This is a genomic window from Promicromonospora sp. NPDC052451 (assembly GCF_044547525.1).
Lineage (GTDB): Bacteria > Actinomycetota > Actinomycetes > Actinomycetales > Cellulomonadaceae > Promicromonospora.
On record NZ_JBIUAP010000012.1, the window covers coordinates 136933 to 160387 of the forward strand.

Annotated in this window: 20 protein-coding genes; 10 read left to right on the plus strand and 10 right to left on the minus strand. The window is 74.3% G+C overall.

What is annotated here, in order from left to right:
- Positions 1-52 precede the first annotated feature (52 nt).
- From ACIG47_RS20290 to mnhG, 6 genes are read left to right on the plus strand one after another with little or no spacing between them, the layout of a single operon-like run.
- Positions 53-3106, plus strand: coding sequence for a Na+/H+ antiporter subunit A (locus tag ACIG47_RS20290; RefSeq protein WP_397432898.1), 3054 nt, complete (start codon positions 53-55; stop codon positions 3104-3106).
- On the plus strand, positions 3103-3612 hold the full coding sequence (locus ACIG47_RS20295) for a Na(+)/H(+) antiporter subunit C (RefSeq protein WP_397414939.1): 510 nt from the start codon (positions 3103-3105) through the stop codon (positions 3610-3612). The genes ACIG47_RS20290 and ACIG47_RS20295 overlap by 4 nt, the downstream gene beginning before the upstream one ends.
- Positions 3609-5276 carry a Na+/H+ antiporter subunit D gene (locus ACIG47_RS20300; protein WP_397432899.1) on the plus strand — a complete coding sequence of 556 codons (1668 nt, stop codon included), beginning with the start codon at positions 3609-3611 and terminating at the stop codon, positions 5274-5276. Before ACIG47_RS20295 ends, ACIG47_RS20300 begins: the two co-directional genes overlap by 4 nt.
- Positions 5273-5905 carry a Na+/H+ antiporter subunit E gene (locus tag ACIG47_RS20305; RefSeq protein ID WP_397432900.1) on the plus strand — a complete coding sequence of 211 codons (633 nt, stop codon included), beginning with the start codon at positions 5273-5275 and terminating at the stop codon, positions 5903-5905. The genes ACIG47_RS20300 and ACIG47_RS20305 overlap by 4 nt, the downstream gene beginning before the upstream one ends.
- Positions 5902-6216: a monovalent cation/H+ antiporter complex subunit F gene (locus ACIG47_RS20310; protein WP_397414932.1), complete on the plus strand. Its 315-nt coding sequence runs from the start codon at positions 5902-5904 to the stop codon at positions 6214-6216. Before ACIG47_RS20305 ends, ACIG47_RS20310 begins: the two co-directional genes overlap by 4 nt.
- The gene (mnhG, locus tag ACIG47_RS20315) at positions 6213-6563 is read left to right on the plus strand and encodes a monovalent cation/H(+) antiporter subunit G (protein WP_397414929.1); all 351 of its coding nucleotides are present in this window, start codon (positions 6213-6215) and stop codon (positions 6561-6563) included. Before ACIG47_RS20310 ends, mnhG begins: the two co-directional genes overlap by 4 nt.
- Before the next feature lie 44 nt (positions 6564-6607).
- Here the strand turns inward: mnhG and ACIG47_RS20320 are convergent, their stop codons facing one another.
- Positions 6608-8329 (minus strand): cation:proton antiporter, encoded by a 1722-nt coding sequence (locus tag ACIG47_RS20320; protein WP_397432901.1) that lies wholly within the window; start codon positions 8327-8329, stop codon positions 6608-6610.
- Between the two features lie 25 nt (positions 8330-8354).
- A complete protein-coding gene (locus ACIG47_RS20325) occupies positions 8355-9617 on the minus strand; it encodes a winged helix-turn-helix domain-containing protein (protein WP_397432902.1) in 1263 nt (420 codons plus the stop codon).
- Positions 9618-9705: 88 nt separating this feature from the next.
- Here ACIG47_RS20325 and ACIG47_RS20330 point away from each other — a divergent pair, with 88 nt between their 5' ends.
- On the plus strand, positions 9706-10506 hold the full coding sequence (locus ACIG47_RS20330; RefSeq protein WP_397432903.1) for a ComF family protein: 801 nt from the start codon (positions 9706-9708) through the stop codon (positions 10504-10506).
- Between the two features lie 234 nt (positions 10507-10740).
- The gene (gene hpf, locus ACIG47_RS20335) at positions 10741-11406 is read left to right on the plus strand and encodes a ribosome hibernation-promoting factor, HPF/YfiA family (protein ID WP_397414920.1); all 666 of its coding nucleotides are present in this window, start codon (positions 10741-10743) and stop codon (positions 11404-11406) included.
- Between the two features lie 52 nt (positions 11407-11458).
- Here hpf and ACIG47_RS20340 read toward each other — a convergent pair whose 3' ends face one another.
- From ACIG47_RS20340 to mtrA, 3 genes are read right to left on the minus strand one after another with little or no spacing between them, the layout of a single operon-like run.
- Entirely contained in the window at positions 11459-13183 is a 1725-nt protein-coding gene (locus ACIG47_RS20340) for an LpqB family beta-propeller domain-containing protein (protein ID WP_397432904.1), read from the minus strand.
- Positions 13183-14970, minus strand: coding sequence for an MtrAB system histidine kinase MtrB (gene mtrB / locus ACIG47_RS20345; protein ID WP_397432906.1), 1788 nt, complete (start codon positions 14968-14970; stop codon positions 13183-13185). The genes ACIG47_RS20340 and mtrB overlap by 1 nt, the downstream gene beginning before the upstream one ends.
- Positions 14970-15650, minus strand: a complete 681-nt coding sequence (gene mtrA / locus ACIG47_RS20350; RefSeq protein ID WP_171103320.1) for an MtrAB system response regulator MtrA — start codon at positions 15648-15650, stop codon at positions 14970-14972. The genes mtrB and mtrA overlap by 1 nt, the downstream gene beginning before the upstream one ends.
- A gap of 193 nt (positions 15651-15843) precedes the next feature.
- On the opposite strand from mtrA, the gene ACIG47_RS20355 reads away from it, so the two are divergent.
- The gene (locus tag ACIG47_RS20355; RefSeq protein WP_397432907.1) at positions 15844-17229 is read left to right on the plus strand and encodes a sensor histidine kinase; all 1386 of its coding nucleotides are present in this window, start codon (positions 15844-15846) and stop codon (positions 17227-17229) included.
- A complete protein-coding gene (locus ACIG47_RS20360) occupies positions 17226-17912 on the plus strand; it encodes a response regulator (protein WP_397432908.1) in 687 nt (228 codons plus the stop codon). Before ACIG47_RS20355 ends, ACIG47_RS20360 begins: the two co-directional genes overlap by 4 nt.
- Positions 17913-17916: 4 nt before the next feature.
- On the opposite strand, the gene ACIG47_RS20365 is transcribed toward ACIG47_RS20360, so the two are convergent.
- The 5 genes from ACIG47_RS20365 to ACIG47_RS20385 all read right to left on the minus strand — a co-directional run bounded on the left by ACIG47_RS20365 (position 17917) and on the right by ACIG47_RS20385 (position 23415).
- Complete coding sequence (locus tag ACIG47_RS20365) at positions 17917-19269, minus strand: DUF58 domain-containing protein (protein WP_397432910.1); 1353 nt, start codon at positions 19267-19269, stop codon at positions 17917-17919.
- 10 nt (positions 19270-19279) lie between these two features.
- A complete protein-coding gene (locus ACIG47_RS20370) occupies positions 19280-20209 on the minus strand; it encodes an AAA family ATPase (protein WP_397432943.1) in 930 nt (309 codons plus the stop codon).
- A 95-nt stretch (positions 20210-20304) separates the two neighbouring features.
- Entirely contained in the window at positions 20305-21576 is a 1272-nt protein-coding gene (locus tag ACIG47_RS20375; RefSeq protein WP_397432911.1) for a DUF4350 domain-containing protein, read from the minus strand.
- Positions 21573-22196 (minus strand): DUF4129 domain-containing protein, encoded by a 624-nt coding sequence (locus tag ACIG47_RS20380; protein ID WP_397432912.1) that lies wholly within the window; start codon positions 22194-22196, stop codon positions 21573-21575. Before ACIG47_RS20380 ends, ACIG47_RS20375 begins: the two co-directional genes overlap by 4 nt.
- A 1-nt stretch (position 22197) precedes the next feature.
- Positions 22198-23415, minus strand: coding sequence for a hypothetical protein (locus tag ACIG47_RS20385; protein WP_397432913.1), 1218 nt, complete (start codon positions 23413-23415; stop codon positions 22198-22200).
- Positions 23416-23455: the final 40 nt, after the last annotated feature.

A 23455-nucleotide genomic window follows, 5' to 3' on the forward strand; every position in this document is an offset into this window, starting at 1 on the left:
CGGCAAGGCCACGACGGCCGGCGCCCGCGAACCCTGACAGGACGGTACGGACGTGCTCCTCGTACTGCTTGCCCACGGGGCCCTGGCTCTCGCCGCCCCCGCACTCGTCGCAGCCCTGGGCCGGCGCGCCTTCTGGGTGCTCGCCCTCGGCCCTGCGGCAGCCGCCCTCTACGCCCTGTCCCGGACCCGTGCCGTGCTGGACGGCGACGTCCCCACCGAGCACGTGCCGTGGATCCCCGCGCTCGGCATCGGCATCGACCTCCGGCTGGACCTGCTGTCGTGGGTCATGCTCCTGGTGGTGGGCGGCGTCGGCGCGCTGGTGATGCTCTACTGCGGCGCCTACTTCTCCCGCGAGGCCCGCGGCCTGGGCCGGTTCGGCGGGTTCCTCGTGGCCTTCGCCGGCTCGATGGCGGGCCTCGTCGTCGCCGACGACATGCTCCTGCTCTTCGTGTTCTGGGAGCTCACCACCGTCTTCTCCTACCTGCTGATCGGCCACTACGCGGACCGCACCTCGTCCCGCCGGGCCGCCATGCAGGCCATCGTCGTCACCACCGCCGGGGGTCTGGCCATGCTGGTCGGCGTGGTCGTGCTCGGCGTGACCGCGGGCACCTGGAGCGTCTCCGCCGTCGTGGCCGACCCGCCGTCGGGCCCCGCCGTCACCGTGGCCGTGGTCTGCCTGCTGGCCGGTGCCGCCACCAAGTCCGCGCTCGTGCCGACGCACTTCTGGCTGCCCGCCGCGATGGCCGCCCCCACCCCCGTCTCCGCCTACCTGCACGCCGCTGCGATGGTGAAGGCGGGCATCTACCTGATCGCCCGCTTCGCGCCGGCGTTCTCCGACCTGCCGGCCTGGCGTGTGGTCGTGCTCGTGCTGGGCGGCGCCACGCTCCTGCTGGGCGGGTACCGGGCGCTGCGCCAGCACGACCTCAAGCTGGTCCTGGCGTTCGGCACCGTCTCGCAGCTCGGCCTGCTGACCATGCTGCTCGGCTACGGCACCCGCGCCACCGCGCTCGCCGGGCTCGCCCTGCTCGGCGCGCACGCGCTGTTCAAGGCCTCCCTGTTCCTGGTGGTCGGCGTGGTCGACGCCGCCACCGGCACCCGCGACCTGCGCAAGCTCGCCGGCGTCGCCCGCCGGCTCCCGGTGACCGCGCTGGCCGCGACGCTCGCGACGGCGTCGATGATCGGTCTGCCGCCCTTCGCCGGCTATGTCGCCAAGGAGGCCGCGCTGGCGGCCTGGGCGCACGACGGCGATCCGCTGAGCACCGTCATGATCGTCGTGGTCGCGGTGGGCTCCGCGCTCACCGTCGCCTACGGGCTCCGCTTCCTCTGGGGCGCCTTCAAGCCGCGGCTGCCCGCAGCGAGCACGCACGGCCCGCCCGGCACCCCGGACGACGACGGCGCACCGACGACCGTGCACCCGCAGCCGTTCTGGATGGTGGCCCCGCCGCTGGTCCTCGCCCTCGGTGGCCTCGCCGTGGCGCTGGTGCCCCAGGTCGGCCAGGACCTGCTGGGCCGGCACGCCGACACCTACCCCTCGGGCGACCCCGGCCACCTCACGCTCTGGGACGGGTTCACGCCCGTTCTGGCGCTCACCGTCGCGGTGCTCGCCGTGGGCGCCCTCGCGTTCTGGCAGCGCGACCGCGTCGAGCGGCTGCAGGCGGCGCTCTGGTTCCCCGACGGCGCCGACGTCGTGTACCGGCGCATCATGCGCAAGCTGGACCGGCTCGCCAGCGACGTCACCGCGGGCACCCAGCGCGGCTCCCTGCCCTTCTACCTCGGCGTCATCCTGGTGGTCCTGGCGGTCGGTCCCGGGGTCGCCCTGGCCACGGGCCTGGTCGGCGCGAGCGGCGCGGACGCCCTTCCCGGCGCGGCGCTCACCGCCGACCGCGCCGACGTGCTCCGGCTGGGCCCCTTCGCGATCGTGCCGTGGGACAGTCCCGCCCAGGTCGCCGTCGTGCTCGTGATCGTGGTGGCCGCCGTGCTGACGGCCCGGGCCCGGCGCCGGCTCAAGGCGGTCTTCCTCGCCGGGGTCGCGGGCTACGGGAACGCCGCGCTGTTCCTGCTGCACGGCGCACCCGACCTGGCCCTCACCCAGGTCCTGTGCGAGACGGTGACGGTCGTCGTGATGGTGCTGGTGCTCCGCCGCCTGCCACCCCACTTCTCGGACCGGCCGCTGGCGGCCAGCCGCTGGGTCCGGCTCGCGATCGGCGTGCTCACGGGCCTGGTGGTCATGGCGTTCGTCGCCGCGGCCCCGCTGGTGCGCGTGCACGGGCCGATCTCGGTCGACTTCCCCGGGGAGGCCGAGACGTTCGGCGGCGGGCACAACGTCGTCAACGTGACGCTCGTCGACATCCGCGCCTGGGACACCGTGGGCGAGATCTCGGTGCTGCTGGTGGCCGCCACGGGCGTCGCGTCCCTCGTCTTCCTGCGCCAGCGCAGCGGCGACGTGCTGCGGCTCGACCCGGGAGGCGACGAGCCGGCCGACCCGACGGGGCGGTCCCGCTCCCGGCAGACGCGGCCGGGCACCTGGCTGGTCGCGGGGCCGACCCTGGACCCCGGCGCACGGTCGGTGATGTTCGAGGTGGTCACCCGCCTGCTGTTCTACCCGATGATCCTGTTCGCGCTGTTCCTGCTGTTCAGCGGGCACAACGCTCCTGGCGGCGGGTTCGCCGCCGGGCTGGTGGCCGGCCTCGCGCTGGTGGTCCGCTACCTGGCCGGCGGCCGGTACGAGCTCGGCGAGGCGGCGCCCGTGCACCCCGGCCTCGTGCTCGGCACCGGGCTGTTCCTGTCGGCCGGCGTCGGGCTGGTCGCGCTGCTCGCCGGCCAGGCCGCGCTCGAGAGCACGATCCTCGACCTGCACCTGCCGGTGCTGGGCGACGTGCACCTGGTCACCAGCCTGTTCTTCGACATCGGAGTGTTCCTCGTGGTCGTCGGCCTGGTCATCGACATCCTGCGCTCCTTCGGGGCCGAGCTGGACCGGCAGGCCGAACCGTTCTCGGCCCGCGGAGCCCGCGAGCGCGTGCCGTTCGCCGTCGCGGGCACCCGGTCCGGTTCCCGGGCAGGGTCCCGAGCCGGGTCCCGTTCGCGGACGGGAGAGGAGGACGCATGATCGTGCTCGACAACGTCCCCTCCGGGACGCTCCTGGTGGCCGTCGGCGTGCTGGTCGCCGCCGGGGTCTACCTGCTGCTGGAGCGGTCGCTCACGCGCGTGCTGCTCGGGTTCGTGCTGCTGGGCAACGGGGCCAACCTCGCGCTCCTGCTGGCCGGCGGGCGCGCGGGTGCGCCGCCCATCACCGGTGTCACCACCGAGCCCATGAGCGACCCCCTGGCACAGGCGATGATCCTGACGTCGATCGTCATCACCCTCGCCCTGGTCGCCTTCGTCCTGGCGATGGCGTACCGGTCCTGGCAGCTCCACGGCCACGACGAGGTCCAGGACGACCTGGAGGACACCCGTATCGCGCGGCTCGCGGTCCAGGACGCACCGTCCTACGCGGACAGCGACGCCGACGAGCCCGCCGCGACGCTGGACGACGAGGCGGTGACGGCCCGCGACGAGGTCGCCCTGCCCGACCCGGTGACCGACCCGCGGCCTCGCGGAGGTGACGACGCATGAACCTGTGGACCGTGCAGACCCTCGTACCGCTCCCCGTGCTGGTGCCGCTGTTCGCCGCGGGCCTGGCGCTCGCCCTGCACCGGCACGAACGTGCCCAGCGGATCATCTCCGTGGTGGCCCTGTCGGTGGCCGCGGCTGCCGCCGCGGGCCTGGTGGTCGCGGCCCAGGACGGCCCTGTCGTCAACGACCTCGGCGGCTGGGCCGCACCGGTGGGCGTCAACCTGGTGGCCGACCCGCTGGCCGCACTGATGCTGCTGGTCAGCAGCATCATGCTGCTCTGCGTGCTGCTGTACTCGATGGCGCAGGGCATCGCCGACGGCAACGACCGCACGGCGCCCGCCGCCAAGGGTGCCGAGGCGCTGCGCCGCACCCTGGAGGCACAGGACGCGGACGCCGACGAGTCGGGGCGCCGCGACGTCCTGCCGGTCGCGATCTTCCACCCGACGTTCCTGATCCTGGCGGCGGGCGTGGCGGACGCCTTCCTGGCCGGCGACCTGTTCAACCTCTACGTGGGCTTCGAGATCCTGCTGGCCGCCTCCTACGTGCTGCTCACGCTCGGCGGCACCAGCGAGCGGATCCGCGCGGGCAGCGTCTACGTGGTCGTCGCCCTGCTCAGCTCGATCGTCTTCCTGCTCGCGGTCGGCCTGGTCTACGCGTCGACCGGGACCGTGAACATGGCCCAGCTCGCCGAGCGACTGCCCGACGTCGACCCGGGGGTGCGGCTGGGCATCCAGGCGCTGCTGCTGCTCGCCTTCGGCATCAAGGCGGCCATCTTCCCGCTGTCGGCCTGGCTCCCCGACTCCTACCCGACGGCGCCCGCTCCGGTCACCGCCGTCTTCGCGGGCCTGCTCACGAAGGTGGGCGTCTACGCCATCCTGCGCACGCAGACCGTGCTGTTCCCGCAGAACGAGAAGCTGGAGGCGGTGCTCCTGGTGCTGGCGCTCGCCACGATGCTCGTCGGGATCCTGGGCGCCGTGGCACAGGACGACGTCAAACGTCTCCTGTCGTTCACGCTGGTCAGCCATATCGGCTACATGATCTTCGGCGTGGCGCTCGCCACCCAGGCGAGCACCGCCGCGGCCATCTTCTACGTGGTGCACCACATCACCGTGCAGACCGCGCTGTTCCTGGTCGTGGGGCTGATCGAACGGCGCAGCGGCACCACGTCGCTGGAACGGCTGGGCGGGCTGGCCACGATGGCGCCCGGCCTGGCGATCCTGTTCTTCGTGCCCGCGATGAATCTCGCCGGCATCCCGCCGCTGTCCGGGTTCCTGGGCAAGGTCGGGCTCCTGGAGGCGGGCGTGGTGGACGGCTCGGTGCTCGCCTGGGCCCTGGTGATCGGTTCGGTGGTCACGTCCCTGCTGACCCTCTACGCGGTGATCCGGGCCTGGAACAAGGCGTTCTGGCAGCCGTGCCCCGACAAGGAGAGCCTGCCGACGGCGGCCCCCCTGCCCTGGGGCATGGTCGGCCCGACCGCGGCCCTGGTCACCGTGGGCGTGAGCCTCACCGTGCTGGCGGGGCCCCTCTACGACTACGCGGAACGGGCGGCCGAGACGGCCATGGACGGTCGCACGTACGTCGAGTCGGTGTTCCCCGACGGGGCGCCCCGGGGCACGGGCGAGTCCAACGAGGTGCGGGACCACGTCGAGGAGGGCGCACCATGACCGGTACGAACATGACCGGTACGAACATGACCGGTACGGACCAGGCCGCCGCGGCGCAGGCCGCCCCCGGCACCGAGGGGCCGCGGCGCCGCTGGGCGCGGCGCCTGCGCAGGACGTGGCCCACGTCGGCCGTCGGCGCCGTGCTCTGGGTGCTCCTGTGGGGCGACCTGTCCTGGGCGAACCTGCTGTCCGGCGCCGTGCTCGGCGCACTGGTGGCCGTCGCTCTCCCCCTGCCCCCGGTGGGTACGTCGGCGACCGTCCGGCCGGGCCCGCTGGCTCGGCTGGCGGGCCGGTTCGTCGCGGACCTCGTGGTCGCCTCCTTCCAGGTGGCCTGGCGGGCGGTCGCACCGGGCCCGACGCCGCGTGGCGGGCTCGTGACCGTCCCGCTCCGCGCGACCTCGGAGCTGTTCGTCGCGACCACCGCCGGGCTGTCGTCCATGGTGCCCGGCACCGTGGTGGTCGACCTGGACCGGGACCGCGGCACGCTGCGGCTGCACGTGCTCGACCTCGAACGGTCGGGCGGGCCGGACGCCGTCCGGCAGGAGACGCAGGCCCTGGAGGAGCGGCTGCTCCTCGCCTTCGCCCCCGGCGACGAGCTGGCCCGCCTGGCCCTGGGAGGAGAGCGATGATGATCGCCGTCGCCGTGGTGGCCACGGTCCTGCTCGCCGGGGCGGCGCTGCTCGCCGTCGTCCGGATGGAGCGCGGACCCTCGATGCTCGACCGCACGGTGGCGTTCGACGTGCTGACGACGGCGCTCGTCGGCGCGGTCGCGGTCGAGGCCGCGCTGTCCCGCCGCACCGAGTCCGTGCCGATCCTGGTGGTGCTGTCGATGGTCGGGTTCATCGGCTCCGTGGCCATCTCCCGGTTCGCCGCCGTCGAGCCGCCCAAGAAGGACCACACGGACCGCGACCACCCCGACCAGCAGGAGAAGACGCCATGACCGTCGTGACCGATGCCCTGGCCGCCGTCTGCCTGCTGCTGGGTGCCTTCTTCTCGTTCTCCGCGGGGATGGGTGTCGTGCGGTTCGACAGCCTGCTGTCCCGCCTGCACGTGGTGGCCAAACCGCAGGTCCTGGGCCTGCTGCTGCTCCTGGCGGGGGTCGCGCTGCGGCTGCGGGACACCGGGTCGGCGAGCATGCTCGTGCTGGTGGCGGTGTTCCAGCTGCTCACCTCGCCCGTGGCCGCGCACATGGTGGGCCGGGCGGGCCTGCGCACCGGCAAGGTGGACCCGGCCCTGCTCGTCTACGACGACGCCCGGCCTGGCGGACGCCCCGCGGACGACGCCTGATCCGACGGGCGGGCTCAGGTCGTGCGGGCTCAGGTCGTGCGGGCTCAGGTCGTGCCGGTCACCTGCTCGGTGGCCGGCTCGTGGTCCGGGCCGTGTGCCCTGCCCCCGGCGCCCGCCGCGGTGCGCGGGGCCCCCGTGGCCGTCACCCGGCGTTCGGCCTGTGCGTCGCGCATCCGTTCGGCCGCGACGTAGCCGAGCGCCGCCTCGGCGGCCTCGTCGGCCAGCGCCTGTCCGGCGGTGCCGTACAGGAGGAACACCGCGTCGGCGCCGTGCCGCGCGAGCTCGGCCGCGTCGTCGTCGTACCGGGCGACCGCGGCCACCGTGCCCTCGAAGCCGCTCGCCCGGAGCTGGGACAGGGCGATGAGGTTGGCCGCGTGGAACGGCATGGCGAGGATCGCGAGCCGCACGGCACCCGCGCTGCGGACCCGGCCCCAGAACTCGATGTCCGTCGCGTCCGCCTGCACCACCGTGAAGCCCTCGGTGCGCAGCACGGCCACGCGCGCCGGGTCGTGCTCGACGCCCACCACGTTCATGCCGTAGTCCTGCCGGAGCTGGCGCACCGCACCGCGCCCCACCCGGCCCATGCCGAGCACCAGCGCCTCCGCGCCGGAGACGTCGATGAGCCGTTCCTCGCGGTGCAACCACTCGTTGGGCTTGGACGGGAAACGCCGGGCGAGCGCCGTCGCGAGCTCGTTGCCGCGGGTGTTGACGGCCGAGGACAGCACGAAGCTCGCGGCGACGGCCACCGCGAGCACGACGAGCCACTCGTCCTGCAGGAGGCCGGACTCCGAGCCGACCGCCACGACGATCAGGCCGAACTCGGAGTAGTTGGCCAGGACCAGCCCGGCCAGGATCGCCGTGCGCTTGCGCAGCCGCATCAGCCGCAGCAGCACCGCCGTCACGATCGCCTGCAGCGGCAGCATGAGCAGAAGGAGCAGGCCGATCATCCCGGCCTGCCAGGTGAGCTGCCCGGAGAAGCCGATCGAGACGAAGAAGCCGACCAGCAGCAGTTCCTTGACGGTGAACAGGTTGCGGGAGAGCTCGGTGGCCGCCGGGTGGCCGGCCAGGAGCATGCCCAGCACGAGCGCGCCGAGGTCACCCTTGAGCCCGACCGCGTCGAACAGCGCGTACCCGGGACCGAGCGCGACCGCGACGCCGAACAGCGCCTGGAGCTCGCCGTGGCCCACCCGCGACCAGATCCTGCGCAGCAGCCAGGCCCCGGGGACGAGCAGCACCAGGGCGAGCGCCCACGGGCTCGGCGGGTGGTCGGAGGCCACCGAGAGGAAGACGACGGCGATCAGGTCCTGCATGACCAGCACGCCGATCGCGATCCGGCCGTAGAGCGCGGACTGGTCGGACCGGCCGTCCAGCACCTTGACCACGAACACGGTCGAGGAGAACGACAGCGCCAGCCCGAGCAGCGCGAGGACCCCCAGGCCCTCACCCGCGAGCATCGAGAACCCGATCACGCCGAGCAGGCCGAGGAACCCGACCGCGATGGCGATACTGACCAGCAGGTGCGCCACGGTAGTGAACCAGACGTCCTTGCGCAGGAGCGTCTTGACGTCGAGCTTGAGCCCGATGCCGAACAGGAGCAGCGTGACACCCAGGTCTGCGATGGTCTCGAGGTACCCCGGGGCCTCAAGACCCGCCGCGTGCAGGGCGAACCCGGCCACCAGGAAGCCGACCAGCGGCGGCAGCCGGAGCAGCACCGCGCCCAGCCCGGCCGCGACCGTGGCCACCAGGAAGATCGCAGCGGTCCCCATGACCAGAGTTTAGTTGTCGCGTGTTTCAGGGAGTCGTCACGGCCGCCCGCAGCGCGGGTGAAAGAGTGCCCTTGGCCTCGACCGACACCCCCTCCAGGCCCAGCCACCGGGCCATCGCGCGCAGCTCGTGCGCCAGCCGGTCCGGGGTGGCGGCGGTGAGCTCCGGTTCGGCGTGCGCCGACTGCACCCGCAGCACGCCGGCCGCGCGGTCCGCCTTGAGGTCGACCCGGGCGGTGAGCCGGGAGTCCTCCAGGAACGGCAGCACGTAGTACCCGTCGACGCGCTGGGCCGCCGGTGTGTAGATGCCGATCCGGTACCGCATGCCGAACAGCCGCTCCAGGCGCGCGCGCTCCCACACGAGCGGGTCGAACGGCGCCAGGAGCGCCTGCCCCGTGGCCCGCCGGGGCCGTGCGGCGTCCCGGTGCAGGAACCACCGCTCGGTGCCGCCCGCCACCCGCGCGGGCACCAGCACGCCGTCGGCCACGAGGTCGGCCAGGGCCTGGTCCGCGACGGGCCCCTTCAGCCGGTAGTAGTCCTTGATCGCCCGGGCGGTGCCGATCCCCTGGGCCCGCGCGCCGAGCTCCAGCAGGGTGCGCTTGGCCTCGGCCTCGGGCACCTCCCCCAGGGCCGACGCCGGCAGGACCCGCTCCGGCAGGTCGTAGAGCCGCTCGAACTGGGCGTTGCGCCCCGCGGAGACCACCTCACCCGTGAAGAAGAGGTGCTCGACCACGCGCTTCTCCGTGCTCCAGTCCCACCACGAGCCCCGCTTGCGGCGCACGGAGCGCCCCTCGGACACGAACCGGTCGTGGATCTGCGAGGCCGACACCGGGCCCTCTGCGGCCACCAGGGCCCGCACCTCGGCCACCTGCGGCGCGTCGGGCAGCCGTACGCCGTCGAGCTCGCCCCAGTCGTACTCCTGCGCGAACCACCGGCGGCGGAAGGCCAGCAGCGGCCAGACCCCGGGCGGGACGTAGGCCGCGACGTGCGCCCAGCTCTCGACGAGGCGGCGGTCCGCGGCCGCCGCCCGGCTCGTGCGGCGGCTGTACCGGCCCGACGCCGTCGCCCGGTCCAGCAGGTCGGTGTCGTACGGTCCCAGCCGGGCGAACAGCGGTAGCAGGTGCGCCCGCGCGAGGACGTTCACCGAGTCGATCTGGAGCAGGCCGAGCCGGTCGATCACGCCCTGCACGTGCCGCATGGTGCGTGGCCCGTCGGTGCGCGCACGGTGCAGCCCCTGCGCGGCGACGGCGATACGCCGGGCCTGGTCGAGTGACAACGAGATCGGTTCCACACCCCCATCCTGCCCGGCACCACTGACACTCCCCGGCGACGGCTGTGGACAGGCGGCGCCCCCCGGCGCCGGCGGGCAGGGTGGTGGGATGCGCCCCGTCCGCGAGCTCGCCCGTCTGCTGCTGCCCGTCGCCTGCCCGTGCGGCGAGCCCGACGTGCGATGGTGCGCGCGCTGCGCCGCCCTCCTGTCCGGCGCGCCCCGCCGGGTGGAGCGGGGCGCACCACGGCTCGACCGGCTGGACGGCGTCGCCCCCGTACCCGTCTGGGCCCTCACCGCGTACACGGGGCCGGTGCGCGACGTCGTCGTGCACTGGAAGGACCGGGGGCGGGCCGACCTGGACGGGCTCCTCGCACCCGCCCTGCGGCGGGCCGCCGCACGCCTCGGGCCGGCGCTCGCGCCCGCGCTCGCCGGGCTGCCGGGCGACCCGCCCGCGGGCCCGGTCGCCGTCGTGCCCGTGCCCTCGACCGCGGCCGCACGCCGGGCCCGGGGCCGCGAGCCCGTCGCCGTCCTGGCCCGGGCGGTGGCCCGCGGCCTGCGGGACGGCGGCGTGCCCGCGGTGCTGGTGCCCGCCCTCGTGCGCCGGGGACGGGGACGGGACCAGGTGGGGCTGGGGGCCCGGGCACGCGGCCGCAACCTGGAGCGCGGCGTCCGCATGACGAGACGTGGGGCGCGCTCCCTGGGACGAGGGGCCATGTGCCTCCTCGTGGACGACGTCCTGACGACCGGGGCCACCCTCGCCGCCGTCGAACGCACGCTGGAACGGTGCGGGCACGACGTGCTCGGAGCAACTGTGCTGGCTGCGACGCCGGCCCCGGGCGACCGCCGCGGGAACCGGCCGGAACCGGCGTCCGGCGCGCATCCGGAGCCTGTGCCGAACCTGAAAGTCTGACAGAGAACTCTCAGGTTGTTCACTGATGGTTGGGGCTGTCGTTACCCAGGAGAGAGAGTTAGCCTGAACGTTCCACGGCAAGATCCGAGCCCCGGCGACGTCGGCAGGGCTCGCGCGACGGGGAGGTGGTTCGTGCCCGGCACCCGGCAGCAGGGGTGCCACATCGAGTAGAGACGGGTGCACGCCGCCGGCAAGGGACGGTGTGGCCCAGATTCCCGGAGCGGAGTGACGCACATGGAGATTGTCGTTGTCGGCAGGCACACGGAGGTGGCGGACCGGTTCCGCCAGCACGTCGAGGAGAAGCTCGCGAAGGTAGAGCTGCTCTCTCCTTACGTACGTCGGGTCGACGTGGAGATCACGCACGAGAACAACCCCCGGCTGTCCGAGAACCGGGAACGTGTGGAGCTCACGCTGCGCGCCAAGGGTCCGGTGATCCGCGCGGAGGCCGCGGCGGACGACCGCTTCGGCGCGCTGGACCTCGCCATCGACAAGCTGAACGAGCGGCTGCGCCGCGCCCGTGACCGGCGCAAGGACCACCGGAACAACAAGGTGCTCGCACCCGTGGACGTCCGGCCGCTCGACGAGATCCTCACCGACGAGTCCGGCAGCGAGCCCGAGCCCCAGATCTCGGCCCCCGCCGCGCTGTCCGAGCCCGGCGACTCCGTGGAGACCACCATCGGCGACTCCCCCGTGGTGATCCGGCAGAAGCTGCACCACGCCGACCCGATGACGCTCGACGACGCCGTCTACGAGATGGAGATGGTCGGGCACGACTTCTACCTGTTCATCGACAAGGAGACGTCCCGTCCGTCGGTGCTCTACAAGCGCAAGGGCTGGACGTTCGGCGTGATCCAGCTCGACAACCCCTGCGGCGCCGCCCCGGTCACCGACCTGACGTGATCCCCGGACGCGGCGGAGCCCACCCGGGTTCCGCCGCGTCGGTCGGGCCCGGTCAGCCGGGGTAGGCGACGAGGTCGACGTCCTCGGCGAAGGGCTGCCAGACGCCTGTCTCCTCGTGCTCCAGGTGGCCGCCCTCGGTGATCACCAGGATCCCCTGGTCCGTCACACCGGCCGCGAGCTGCTCGACGTCGGCGAGCCCCGTGAGCTGCCGGGCCGCACCACCCGTCCCGGCCAGCCCGCCGACCCCCGCCGTCCAGACGCCGGACGTGCCGTCCGCGGCCCGCGTGAGGAGCGCGAGCGTCGTGCTCCCGGACCAGCGGGCCTCCTCGATGTCGTCCACGGGCGCCGCGACGGACAGCCGCGGCGTGAGGCTGACCGGCTTGTCGGCCTCGTCGCGGACGATGCCCGCCACGTGCACCTGCGTACCCGACGGCGCCTCGCTCACGACCGCCACCCGCGACCCCTCCGGCGCCACCGAGACGCTGATGACCTTGCGGCCGGCGAGCCAGTCGGGCTTCAGGGAGAACTCGTCCGTCTCCTCGTCGCGCACGCGCAGCGCGCCCGTGCTGCCGCTGGTCCAGACGTAGCCGAACGTGTCGACGGACGGCGCCGCCAGGTCGCCTCCCTCGAACATCTCCACGGCCCCCTCGTCGCCGAGGCTCACGATCCGGTCCGTGCCGTCGCGCACGACGATCGGCGAGCCCGCGGGGCTGACCGCGAACGCCGTCGGGTCGCCGACGGCGGACAGGTCCGCCGTCGTCTCGTACGTCTCCAGCACCCCGTCGGTCACCAGCTTGATCTCGCCGTCCTGCACGGCCAGGGCCTGGCCGGCGGTGCCGGGCACGGTCACGTCGGCCGCGTCGACCGCGAGGCGGTTGGTGCCGCTGTACAGGTCCACGGGCACGGTCCGGCCGGCGCCCTCGGAGAAGGTCGCCGACAGCTGCGCCGCGATGATCGCCCGGTCCGTCGCCGGGGCCGCGCTGACCTGCTCGCTGAGCCGGACCGCGACGGCCTCCTCGCCGTCGGACTCCCGGACCGACGCCGAGCTGAGCTGGGTGCCCTCGGGCACGAGGGACTGCGTGGCGCCCTGCAGCCACTCGGGCGGACCGGCCAGCACCTGCTGCACCGCCACGCTGCGCCACTGACGCCGCGGGAACCAGCGCAGGTCGGGTACGAAGCTCTTCGCGTCCGTGGCGGCAGGGAAGTACAGCCGGGTCGCCCGGTACTGGTTCGCGAACAGGTTGGCGGGCACGATCACGCCGTCGTCCAGGACGGAGATGCGCCACTGGTCGCCGACCCGGACCAGGGTGAACCGGTAGCCGAGCTCGCGCGGGTCGCCCACCTCCGTGTAGGTCCCCACGCTGTCGACGGTGGCGATGGTGGTCGCGCGCACCACCACCTCGACGGTGTCCGCGCCCTCGATCTCCACGCCGGGATCGGTGAGCTGCGCCAGCGGCGCCTCGCGGACCACCCGCACGGCCGCCTCCGCGTCCCAGGTCACGGAGACGTCCTCCGTGAGGAACTCACGGGCGGTCTGGAACTCCTTCGGGGACGTCGCGGCGGCCGCCGCGGCGCCCAGGAACCCGGACACGATCGTCTGCGGGTCCGCGCCCGGGGTCGGGCCCTGCGGCAGCATCGCGATGTCCACCTGCGTGTCGACGTCCGCGTTGCCCTCCAGCACGGGGCCGGACGTCGGGATCCGCGCACAGGCCCCGATACCGGTGACGGTGGCCAGCACGACGACGGCGCCGAGAGCGGCGCGGACCGCACGGCGCATCAGTGCACCTCCACGTCGGTCGGCCGGTCGGTCGGCCGGTCGGTCGGCCGGTCGGGCGAACGGTCGGACGACGCCGCCGGGTCACCGGACAGGTCCGGGATCGCCGTCGGCGTCGGGCCCGTGGGCGGGCGCACCACCGGGACCTGCCCGGTCCGGGCGCCCGGCTCGTGCGAGGCAGGCGCGAGCGTGATCGGCGGCTCGCCGATCTGCACCCCGGCGCTGCGTGGCAGCGTGAGGCGGAAGCTCGCACCCTGCCCCGGCCGGCCCCAGGCGTCGAGGCGTCCGGCGTGCAGGTGGGCGTCCTCCAGGGCGATCGCCAGCCCCAGGCCGGACCCACCGGTGGTGCGGGCCCGCGCCGGGTCGGCGCGCCAGAACCGGTCGAACACGTGCTCCACCTCCTGCTTGGTCATGCCGACGCCGTAGTCGCGCACCACGACGGCGACCGACCGGTCGTCCTCCGCCACGGTCACCTCGACCGGGCGCTCCTCGGCGTGCTCGATCGCGTTGACCACGAGGTTGCGCAGGATGCGCTCGATGCGGCGCGGGTCGAAGTCGGCGGCCGCGTCGGCGTCGGGCAGGCGCACGGAGACCCGTACGTCCTTCGTCTCCGCCAGCGGCGACGCCTGCTCCACCACCGACATGACAAGGTCACGCAGGTCGCGGCGCTCGGCGTCCAGCACGGCGGCGCCCGCGTCGAAGCGGCTGATCTCCAGGAGGTCCGACAGGAGGGACTCGAACCGGTCGATCTGGCCCAGCAGCAGCTCGGCCGAGCGGGCGGCGTCCTCGTCGAGCTGGTCGCGGGACTCGTGGATGATCTCGCTGGCCATGCGGATGGTGGTCAGCGGGGTGCGCAGCTCGTGCGACACGTCGGACACGAAACGGCGCTGCATGGCGGACAGCTCCTCCATGCGCCGGATCTGGTCCTGCAGGCTCTCCGCCATCTCGTTGAACGAGCGCGCGAGGCTCGCCATCTCGTCGGTACCGCGGGCCCCCGGCATCCGCTCGGACAGGTGCCCCTCGGCGAGACGCTCGGCCACGGTGGCGGCCCGGGTCACCGGCGTGACCGTCTGGCGCGCCATGGTCCAGGTCACCACGCCGAGCAGCGCCAGCATGCCGAACCCGCCCGCGAGCAGCACGCGGTGCACGAACGACAGCGTCTCCTGCTCCGGCTCCATGGAGTAGAGGTAGTAGATCTCGAAGGTGGCGTCCGGCGAGGCCTGGACCGTCGAACCCACGATGACGCCGGGACGCACCTCGTTCGTGCCGTCCGGCGCAGGGATGGCCACGGCCTGGAGCACCTGGTCGTCCTCGGAGGCGACGTTCGCCTGGCGCAGCTCGTCGCTGATCACCACGTCGGTCAGGTCCCCCCGGGAGGCCACGTCCGACACCTGTGCGGTGCCGCCCGGCGCCTGCAGCAGGAAGTAGTCCTCCGCCGTGGACCCGCTCGTGACGGTGAGCGTCGCGATCGTGTCGAGCAGCAGCGTCTGCAGCTCGCCCCCCGACGTCGTCGACGCGGTCGAGAAGTTCTCCGACACCTGTGCCGTCAGGGCCGCGGTCTCGCGGTCGATCGCCGCGATCCGCTGTTCGTAGATGCCGTCCCGGACCGACGTCGACAGGTACAGGCCCAGCACCACGATCGCGGCCAGGCCGATGGTGAGCGCCGTGGCGACCACCCGGAGCTGCAGCGAGGAGCGCCACTGCGCGACCGCCCGGCGGGTGCCGCGGACCGTGACCACCCGGGCCCGTGCGACCACCCGGCGCAACCGCGCGGCCAGGCCGGAGCGCATCAGCGGGTAGCGCCCGCCTTGTAGCCGACGCCGCGCACCGTGAGCACGATCTCCGGGTTCTCCGGGTCGCGCTCGATCTTGGAGCGCAGGCGCTGGACGTGGACGTTGACCAGGCGCGTGTCGGCGCTGTGCCGGTAGCCCCAGACCCGCTCCAGCAGCACCTCGCGCGTGAACACCTGCCAGGGCTTGCGCGCCAGCGCCACGAGCAGGTCGAACTCGAGCGGGGTGAGCGCGATGCGCTCGCCCCCGCGCGTCACGGTGTGGCCGGTGACGTCGATCTCGACGTCACCCACCACCAGGCGCTCCGGTCCCGGGTCCTCGCTGCGGCGCAGCCGGGCCTTGATCCGGGCCACGAGCTCCTTGGGCTTGAAGGGCTTGGAGACGTAGTCGTCGGCGCCCGACTCCAGGCCCACGACGACGTCGAGCGTGTCGGACTTGGCCGTGAGCATGATGATCGGCACGCCGGACTCGGCGCGGATCTCGCGGCACACCTGCACGCCGTCCTTGCCCGGCAGCATGAGGTCGAGCAGCACGAGGTCGGGCTGGTGGGTGCGGAACATCCCCAGCGCGGAGTCGCCGTCGGCACAGAAGATGGCCTCGATACCCTCACCCTTGAGGACGATGCCGATCATCTCGGCCAGCGCTGTGTCGTCGTCGACGACGAGAACTCGTACCTTCATGCCCTCCAGTGTGCCAGGCCGGTCCAGCAAAGCCGGTCTCCGGCGTCCGGCGGCACCAGGTTCACCCGTGTCGGACGCACCACTCCCGGTGCGGCGGACCCGCACCCGGCCGGCGGCAGGGGGGACAACCCCCGCCCGGACCGGGCGGCCGGCACCATGGTCCGAGCACCCCCGCCGGGGCGAACCTGGCACCATGACGACCATGACCATCGACCGGCCCGCGGCCGGCACCGCGACCCGGCGCGCCGGGCACCGGGAACCGGGCTTCCTCACGGCCCCGTTCGCGAGCCGCACCTGGCGCGAGCAGGGCTATCTCGCCCTCGTGCTGCTCCTCGCCCCCTTCGCCTTCACCTACGCGGTGTTCGCGGTGAGCCTCACGGCGGGCATCGCCGTCACGGTGGTCGGCCTGGTCGTGTCGGGCGGCGTGGTGCTCGGCGGGCGCGGCTGGGGCGGCGCCTACCGTGGCCTGGCCCGCGACCTGCTCGACGTCGACGTCCAGGCGCCCGCGCCGTACGTGCGACCGCGCGGGTTCTGGCGCACCGTCGGTTCCCTGATCGGTGACGCCACGGGCTGGCGGGCGCTGCTGTTCATGGTCGTCACCTTCCCGCTGTCCGTCCTGTCCTTCGTCGTCAGCGTCACGTTCCTGGCCACCGGCCTGGGCGCGCTCACCTACGGCATCTGGTACCGGTTCCTGCCCGAGCAGCTCGGCACCGACGGTGAGCTGCACCGCGGGGCGCAGTTCGGCCCGGGGTACTTCGTGGACACGCCCCCGCGCATCGCGCTGGCCGCGCTGGCCGGTCTCGTGCTCCTGTTCTGCTGGCCCTGGATCACCCGGGCGTTCACGCTGCTGTTCCGTGTGCTGACCGCCGGGCTGCTGAGCCCCACGCGAGCGAGCCTGCGGGTCGCGGAGCTGGAGCGGTCGCGCACCGGCACCGTGGACGACGCCGACGCCCGCCTGCGCAGCATCGAGCGGGACCTGCACGACGGCACGCAGGCCCGCCTGGTCGCCGTGGCGATGCAGCTCGGCGAGGCGCGCGAGCACCTGGCCGACGGCGGCGACGTGACCCAGGCGGCCGAGCTCGTGGAGACCGCCCACACCTCGACCAAGGAGGCGCTGACCGAGCTGCGCGAGCTCGCCCGCGGCATCCACCCGCCGGCGCTCGACAGCGGCCTGACCGTCGCGCTCGAGACCCTCGCGGCGCGCTCGCCCCTGCCGGTCACGGTCGACGTCGACGCCGGCGTCGAGGCCCACGGCCGCCTGGCGCCGGCCGTGGAGTCGATCGCCTACTTCAGCGTCGCCGAGCTCGTCACCAACGCCGCCAAGCACGCCCGGGCCGCCGGGGTGTACGTGCTGGTCGAGTCCGTCGGCGGCATGGTGCGCATCCGGGTGCGCGACGACGGGCGCGGCGGCGCGCGCGTGGTGCCGCCCGACGGTTCGGGCCTGCGCTCCGGCCTGGCCGGCCTGGCCGAGCGGGTGCGCTCGGTGGACGGCACGTTCGACCTGTCCAGCCCGGTCGGCGGGCCTACGGTGGTGACCGTGACCCTGCCGAGCGCCACCAGCCCGTCGGAACCCGCATGACCAGGCCGGACGACCCGTCGCCGGGCCTGCGGGTGGTGCTGGCCGAGGACTCGGCGATCCTCCGCGACGGCCTCGCCGCCCTCCTGACGCGCCGCGGCCACGCCGTGACCGCGGTCGGCGACGGTGCGGCGCTGGAGGGCGAGATCGCCCGGCTCGCCCGCGAGGGGTCCCTGCCCGACGTCGTCGTGGCGGACATCCGCATGCCGCCGAGCTTCACCGACGAAGGGCTGCGGGCGGTGCTCGGCCTGCGCGGCCGGCACCCGGACCTGCCCGTCCTGCTCTTCTCGCAGTACGTGGAGACCCGGTACGCGAGCCGGCTGCTGGCCGGCGACGCGCGCGGCGTCGGCTACCTGCTCAAGGACCGGGTGGCCGACGTGCGCGACTTCGTCGACGCGCTCGGCCGGGTGGCCCGCGGCGCGACGGTGCTCGACCCCGAGGTGGTCTCCCAGCTCATGGGCTCCGCCCGGCAGGACGACGGGCTGGACCGCCTGTCGGCCCGCGAGCGCGAGGTGCTGGGGCTGATGGCGCAGGGCCGGTCGAACGGGGCGATCGCGGACCTGCTCCACCTGTCCTACGGGGCGGTGGAGAAGAACGTGGCAGCCATCTTCACCAAGCTCGACCTGCCGCAGGACGCCGCGGACCACCGCCGTGTCCTGGCGGTGCTCCGCCACTTGGGCGTCTAGCGGGCTAGAGTCTGCCCGCCGCCTTCAGGGCCAGGTACTCGTCGGCCAGGCGCGGTGCCAGGTCGTCGGGCAGCGCCTCCACCACGTCCGCGCCGTAGCGGCGCAGCATCGTGGTCACCGCGGTCCGCTCCAGGTCACCGCGAGCCGCGGCCGCGGCGTCGTAGACCTCGGCCACGGTCTCGCGGCCGGCACGCAGCCGTGCCACCTCCTCGTCCGCCACGGAGGCGACGACGACGGTGTGGTCACGGGCGAGCTGGTCCACCACGGGCAGGAGGCCGTTCTCGACGGCCGCGGGGTCCAGGGTGGTCAGCAGCACCACGAGCGCACGCTGTGTCATGCGGGTCCGCACCTGGGTGACCACGCCGGGCCAGTCCGTCTCCAGGAGCGCGGGCTCCACCGTGGCCAGCGACTCGGCCATCGCGGGCATGAGCCGCGGCCCGGCCGCCCCTGCCACGCGCGAGCGCACGGTGCGGTCGAACGCGACGAGCTCGACCCGGTCGCCCGCGTGCCCCGCCAGCGCCGCGAGCAGCAGGGCCGCCTCGATGCTGGCGTCCAGGCGCGGGGCCCCGGTGGAGTCCGCGGCGCCCACCCGGGCGGCGGACGTGCGCCCCGTGTCCAGCACGATCAGCACGCGCCGGTCCCGCTCGGGGCGCCAGGTGCGCACCACGACCTCGCGCCGCCGCGCGGTGGCACGCCAGTCGATCGAGCGGACGTCGTCGCCCACCACGTACTCGCGCAGCGAGTCGAACTCCGTGCCCTCGCCACGGATCTGCACCGCGGCGCGGCCGTCCATCTCCCGCAGCCGCGCCAGGCGGGAGGGCAGGTGCTTGCGGCTGGCGAACTCCGGCAGCACGCGCAGGCGGCCCGGTACCGGCAGGGTCACCTGACGGCCGGCCAGGCCCAGCGGACCCAGGCTGCGGATCGTCACGCCGCCGGCTGCCCGGTCGCCGCGCCGCGTCGGCACGAGCGTGGTGGGCAGGCGCGCGGCCTCGCCGTCGGGCAGGTCGACGTGGTGCCGGCCGGAGCCGCCCGACGCCGGCCGCACCCGCTCGCCGGTCCCCCGGCCCGGGCCCGCGCCCGCCGACGGCCCCCACGCGTCCCGGACGACGGCGCGCAGCCGCCGGCCGGAGACATTGCGGACCACGAGCTCGCTGACGGCCTCGGAGCGCAGGCGCACCGAGCCGGGTACCCGGCGCTGCACCGCGACGCGCCGCGGCGACGCCGCCAGCACGACGTCCGCGAGGCAGGCCAGGACCACCACCGTCGCCCACACCAGCACCGTCCCGTTCGCCGGGAGCAGGAGCACGGGGATCACGCCGAGCCCCATCAGGGCGGCGGCCCGCCACGTCACGACCATACGGGCCGCCTCAGCGCGGCACGGGCACGGAGGCCAGCACCGTGTCCAGCACGCCCTCGGCGGTGACGCCCTCCAGCTCGGCCTCGGCGCGCAGCTGCACGCGGTGCCGCAGCGTCGGGTGCGCCAGGGCCTTGATGTCGTCCGGCGTCACGAAGGAGCGCCCCGACAGCCAGGCCCACGCCCGCGCGGTGCGCAGCAGGGCCGTCGCGCCACGCGGCGAGACGCCGAGCGACAGCGACGGCGAGAACCGGGTCGCCCGGCACACGTCCACCGCGTACCCGAGCACCTCGCGCGACACCTGCACCTGGGACACCTCGGCGCGGGCCCGCGCCAGGATGCCGGCGTCGGCCACCGGCGTCACGCCGGCCGCGGCCAGGTCGTGGGGGTCGAAGCCGGCGGCGTGCCGCGCCAGCACCTCCACCTCCTGGTCCCGCTCGGGCAGCGGCAGCACGAGCTTGAGCAGGAACCGGTCGAGCTGCGCCTCGGGCAGGGCGTAGGTGCCCTCGTACTCGACGGGGTTCTGGGTGGCGATCACCAGGAACGGGTCGGGCAGCGGGCGCGGCGTGCCGTCCACCGAGACCTGCCGCTCCTCCATCGCCTCCAGCAGCGACGCCTGGGTCTTGGGAGGTGTGCGGTTGATCTCGTCCGCCAGCACCAGGTTGGTGAAGACGGGGCCCTCGCGGAAGGAGAACTCGGCGGTCCGCGCGTCGTACACGAGCGAACCCGTCACGTCGCCCGGCATGAGGTCCGGCGTGAACTGCACGCGCTTGGTGTCGAGCCGGAGCGCGGCCGCCAGGGTGCGCACCAGGAGCGTCTTGGCCACGCCCGGCACACCCTCCAGGAGCACGTGCCCCTGGCAGAGCAGGGCGATGAGCAGGCTGGTCACTGCGGCGTCCTGCCCGACGACGGCCTTGCCCACCTCCGTGCGGACGGCCGCCAGGGCGGAGCGGAGCTCCTGCGACGGGGCGGGCGGGGCGGTCGTCTCCCGCGGCTGCGCGGTGTCGAGGGCTGGCTGCTGGGGGAAGTCTGGTTCGGTCACGGGCGGTGGACCTCGCTCTCCAGGGTGTCGAGTCGGCGCGCGAGCTCGGCGAGCGCGGCGTCGTCAGCGGGGGGTGGACCGTAGAGCAGGTCTGCCACCTGCTGCGACGGGCGGTCGGTCGCGGCCACGACGGCATCGACCACGGTGTTGGCGTCGGACGAGCGGGCCAGGCCCAGCCGGGACGCGATCCGGTCGGCCGCGGAGGCGCGCAGCCCGGCGGCGGCATGCCCGCGGGCGCGCGCGGCGCGGTACAGGCGGGCCCGGCCGCGCGTGGCCTCGGCGGACCGGACCAGGACCGGGAGGTCCTCGACGACCAGGGGGCCCAGGCGGCGGGCACGCCACAGCGTGAGCAGCACGGCCGCGAGCACCACGACGAGGGCGACGGGCGCCGAGCCCGGCGGCATGAGCGCGTCGACCTGCCCGCGCTCGGCCGGCGTGGGCTCGTCGCCGACGGTGCTGACGTCCATCGGGTCGGGCACCAGCCACACCAGGTCCTCGTGCCCGCCGAGCATCCACAGCGCGAGGGCCGCGTTGCCGTCCTGGAGCACCGCGTCGTTACGGATCACCGTCGGGTCGCTGACCACGGTGACCGACCGGTCGGGGTAGTCCAGACGGGCGTAGGCGAACGCGCCCACGCCGTCGGGCCAGCACAGCACGGGGCGTACGGTGCCGGAGCCGTCGGAGCTGTCGTACAGGCCCGGCCGGAGCCGGAGCGGGCCCGCCGCACGCGCGGCCGGGTCGGCGCACTCCGGGTCGACCGGACCGGTCGACTCGCCGTACGTCGAGTCGACCGAGCCCCGGGTCAGGCCCGCGAGCATGCTGTAGTCCGGCTGCAGCACCACGAGGTCGGCGCCCGTCCGGTTCAGCGCCGAGATCTGGTCCTCGGCGAAGAAGGACGGGTTGGGGGTGATCAGGAGCGTGCTGTCCGGGCCGGCGGCCGCGGAGGCCTCCGCCACGGTGGTCACGTGCGTCACGCGCACCCCCTGGTCCCGCAGCACCTCGGCGACCGCCATGGCGCCGCCCTGCTCCGGGTTGTCCGGGGCGTACGGGGCGGCGGACGTCGCCGGGCGCACCACGGCGAGGAACCCGACCAGGAGGGCGACGGCCACGAGCACCGTGAGCGGCCAGCGCGCGCGACGCCACCTGCGGGCGGCCCGTGACCGGCCGGTGGTGTCGTCACCGACGACCACGGGCGGCTCGTCGGCGGGGCCGGTCTGCACGGCGGGCACCGCGGGTGGTGTCGGGGGCGCGGGGGCGGGCAGGGTCATGCGGGGACCTCCGGCCGGGCCGCGGTGACCTCGGCGTCCAGGGCGCGCAGCGCCGCGTCGTCGTCGGCCGTGGCGACCCGGTCGCCGTACTCGACGCCGTCGAACACGTCGGCGCCCGCGCGCAGGCGGTCGGCCTGGGCGGCCAGCCGCGCGCCCGCGTCGGCGGCGGCCTCCTGGGCCGTGCGGCCCGGTCGTGGCTCGATGACCACCCGTTCCTCCAGGGAGCGCACGACGGCGCGGAAGCGCTCCACGACCGCGGTGCGCCAGTCGCCCGCCGCCGCCGCGGCGTCGGCCGACGCGCGCAGCTGGGCCGCCGTGCGCGTGTCCTCGGCACCGAGCACCTGCGCCGACCGCGTGCGCTCGCGCCCGAGCCGCACCGGGCCGGCCACCAGCCAGGCGATCAGCACGATGACCGCCACGACCACCACGACCACGATCCCGAGCTGCGCCCCGGACATCGACGCGTCCGGCCAGTCGATCTCGTCCAGGCGCTCGATGACCCAGTTGATCGCGCGCACGAGCAGGGACTCGCGCTCGGCGTACTCGGGCTTCTGGAGCTCGCTGCCGAGCAGCTCGCGAGCGGTGTCCCGGTCGGGGACGACGGGCAGGTCGGCCCTCATGTCACTTGTCCGCCACGGCCGCCGCGGCCTGCAGCTGCACGTCCAGCCCCTCGCGTCGCATCCGGGTGTCGATGTAGAGCAGGGCGGTCACACCGCCGAGGAACAGCACGCTCATGCCGCCGCTGACCACGTAGGTGATGCCGTAGCTGACGGCGAGGCCGACGTCGTTGGACTGCACCATGAACACGCTCATCAGCAGGCTCACCGGGATGGACACGATCTGGCCGATGACGCTGAGGATGATCGAGGTCAGCAGGTAGATGCCCAGCACCCGCCAGAACGTGCCGCGGGTGAGGCGCCAGGCCCGTGCCACCGTCGCCCAGAAGCCGCCGCCCTCGACCGCGAGGGCGGGCGCGGCGAGCAGGACGCGGGTGAACAGCCAGACGCCGCCCACCACCGCGGCCGCGAGCGCCAGGAAGATGCCGATCACGCCGAGCGTGACGTCGACCGCGAACAGCCCGGCGACCACGGCCACGAGCAGGGCGTAGGCCACGAGCCAGGCGAGCAGGCTCAGGAGCGAGAACCCGATGAGGTACCAGGCACGCTTGCCGACGCGTCGCCAGGCCTCGGACACGGTGATCTTGCGTCCGATCACCGACTCGCTCACCGAGACCGCCATGACGCCCATGGCGAGCGGGGTGGCGAGCAGGAGCAGCAGGCCGGTGCCGAGCATCGAGCCGTAGGTCACGCCGAGGACGTCCTGGGTGAACCCGAAGTCCTGCATGGTCGGGTCGCTCTCGACCTCGGCGAACAGCCCGCCGAACAGGTCGGTGAACCACGTGGTGAGCGGGATGCTGAGCAGGGTGCCGATCGCGACGGCCACGACCACGACGATCGCCGTCAGGCCGAGGGTGACGGCGGGGTTGTGCCGGACGGCGCCGAACGCGCCGTCGTACAGCTCCCCGAGGCTGAGGGGGCGCAGCGGGACGATGCCGGGCTTGTCGGCCGGGGGCCGGTAGCCGGGAACCTGGGCGGTGGGCGGGGAGTACTGCCCGTACTGGCTCTGGCCGTACTGCCCGGCCGCGGGCGTGCCCGGCGCGGTGCCGTACTGCGGGGTGCCGTACTGGGGCGCGGCAGGCGTCTGCGGGGCGGCCGGGTCGTACCCGGGCGCGTACTGCCCGTACCGCGGCGGCTCGCCCCAGCCCGTGGGCTGGGACCCACCGGGCTGCGGCGGCGTGGGCTGCGCCGGCTGGTCGGGTGCGCTCTCGGGCGTCGTCATGGGGCCTGCTCCGGATGTCGTCTCGAGTCGTTCCTGCGCC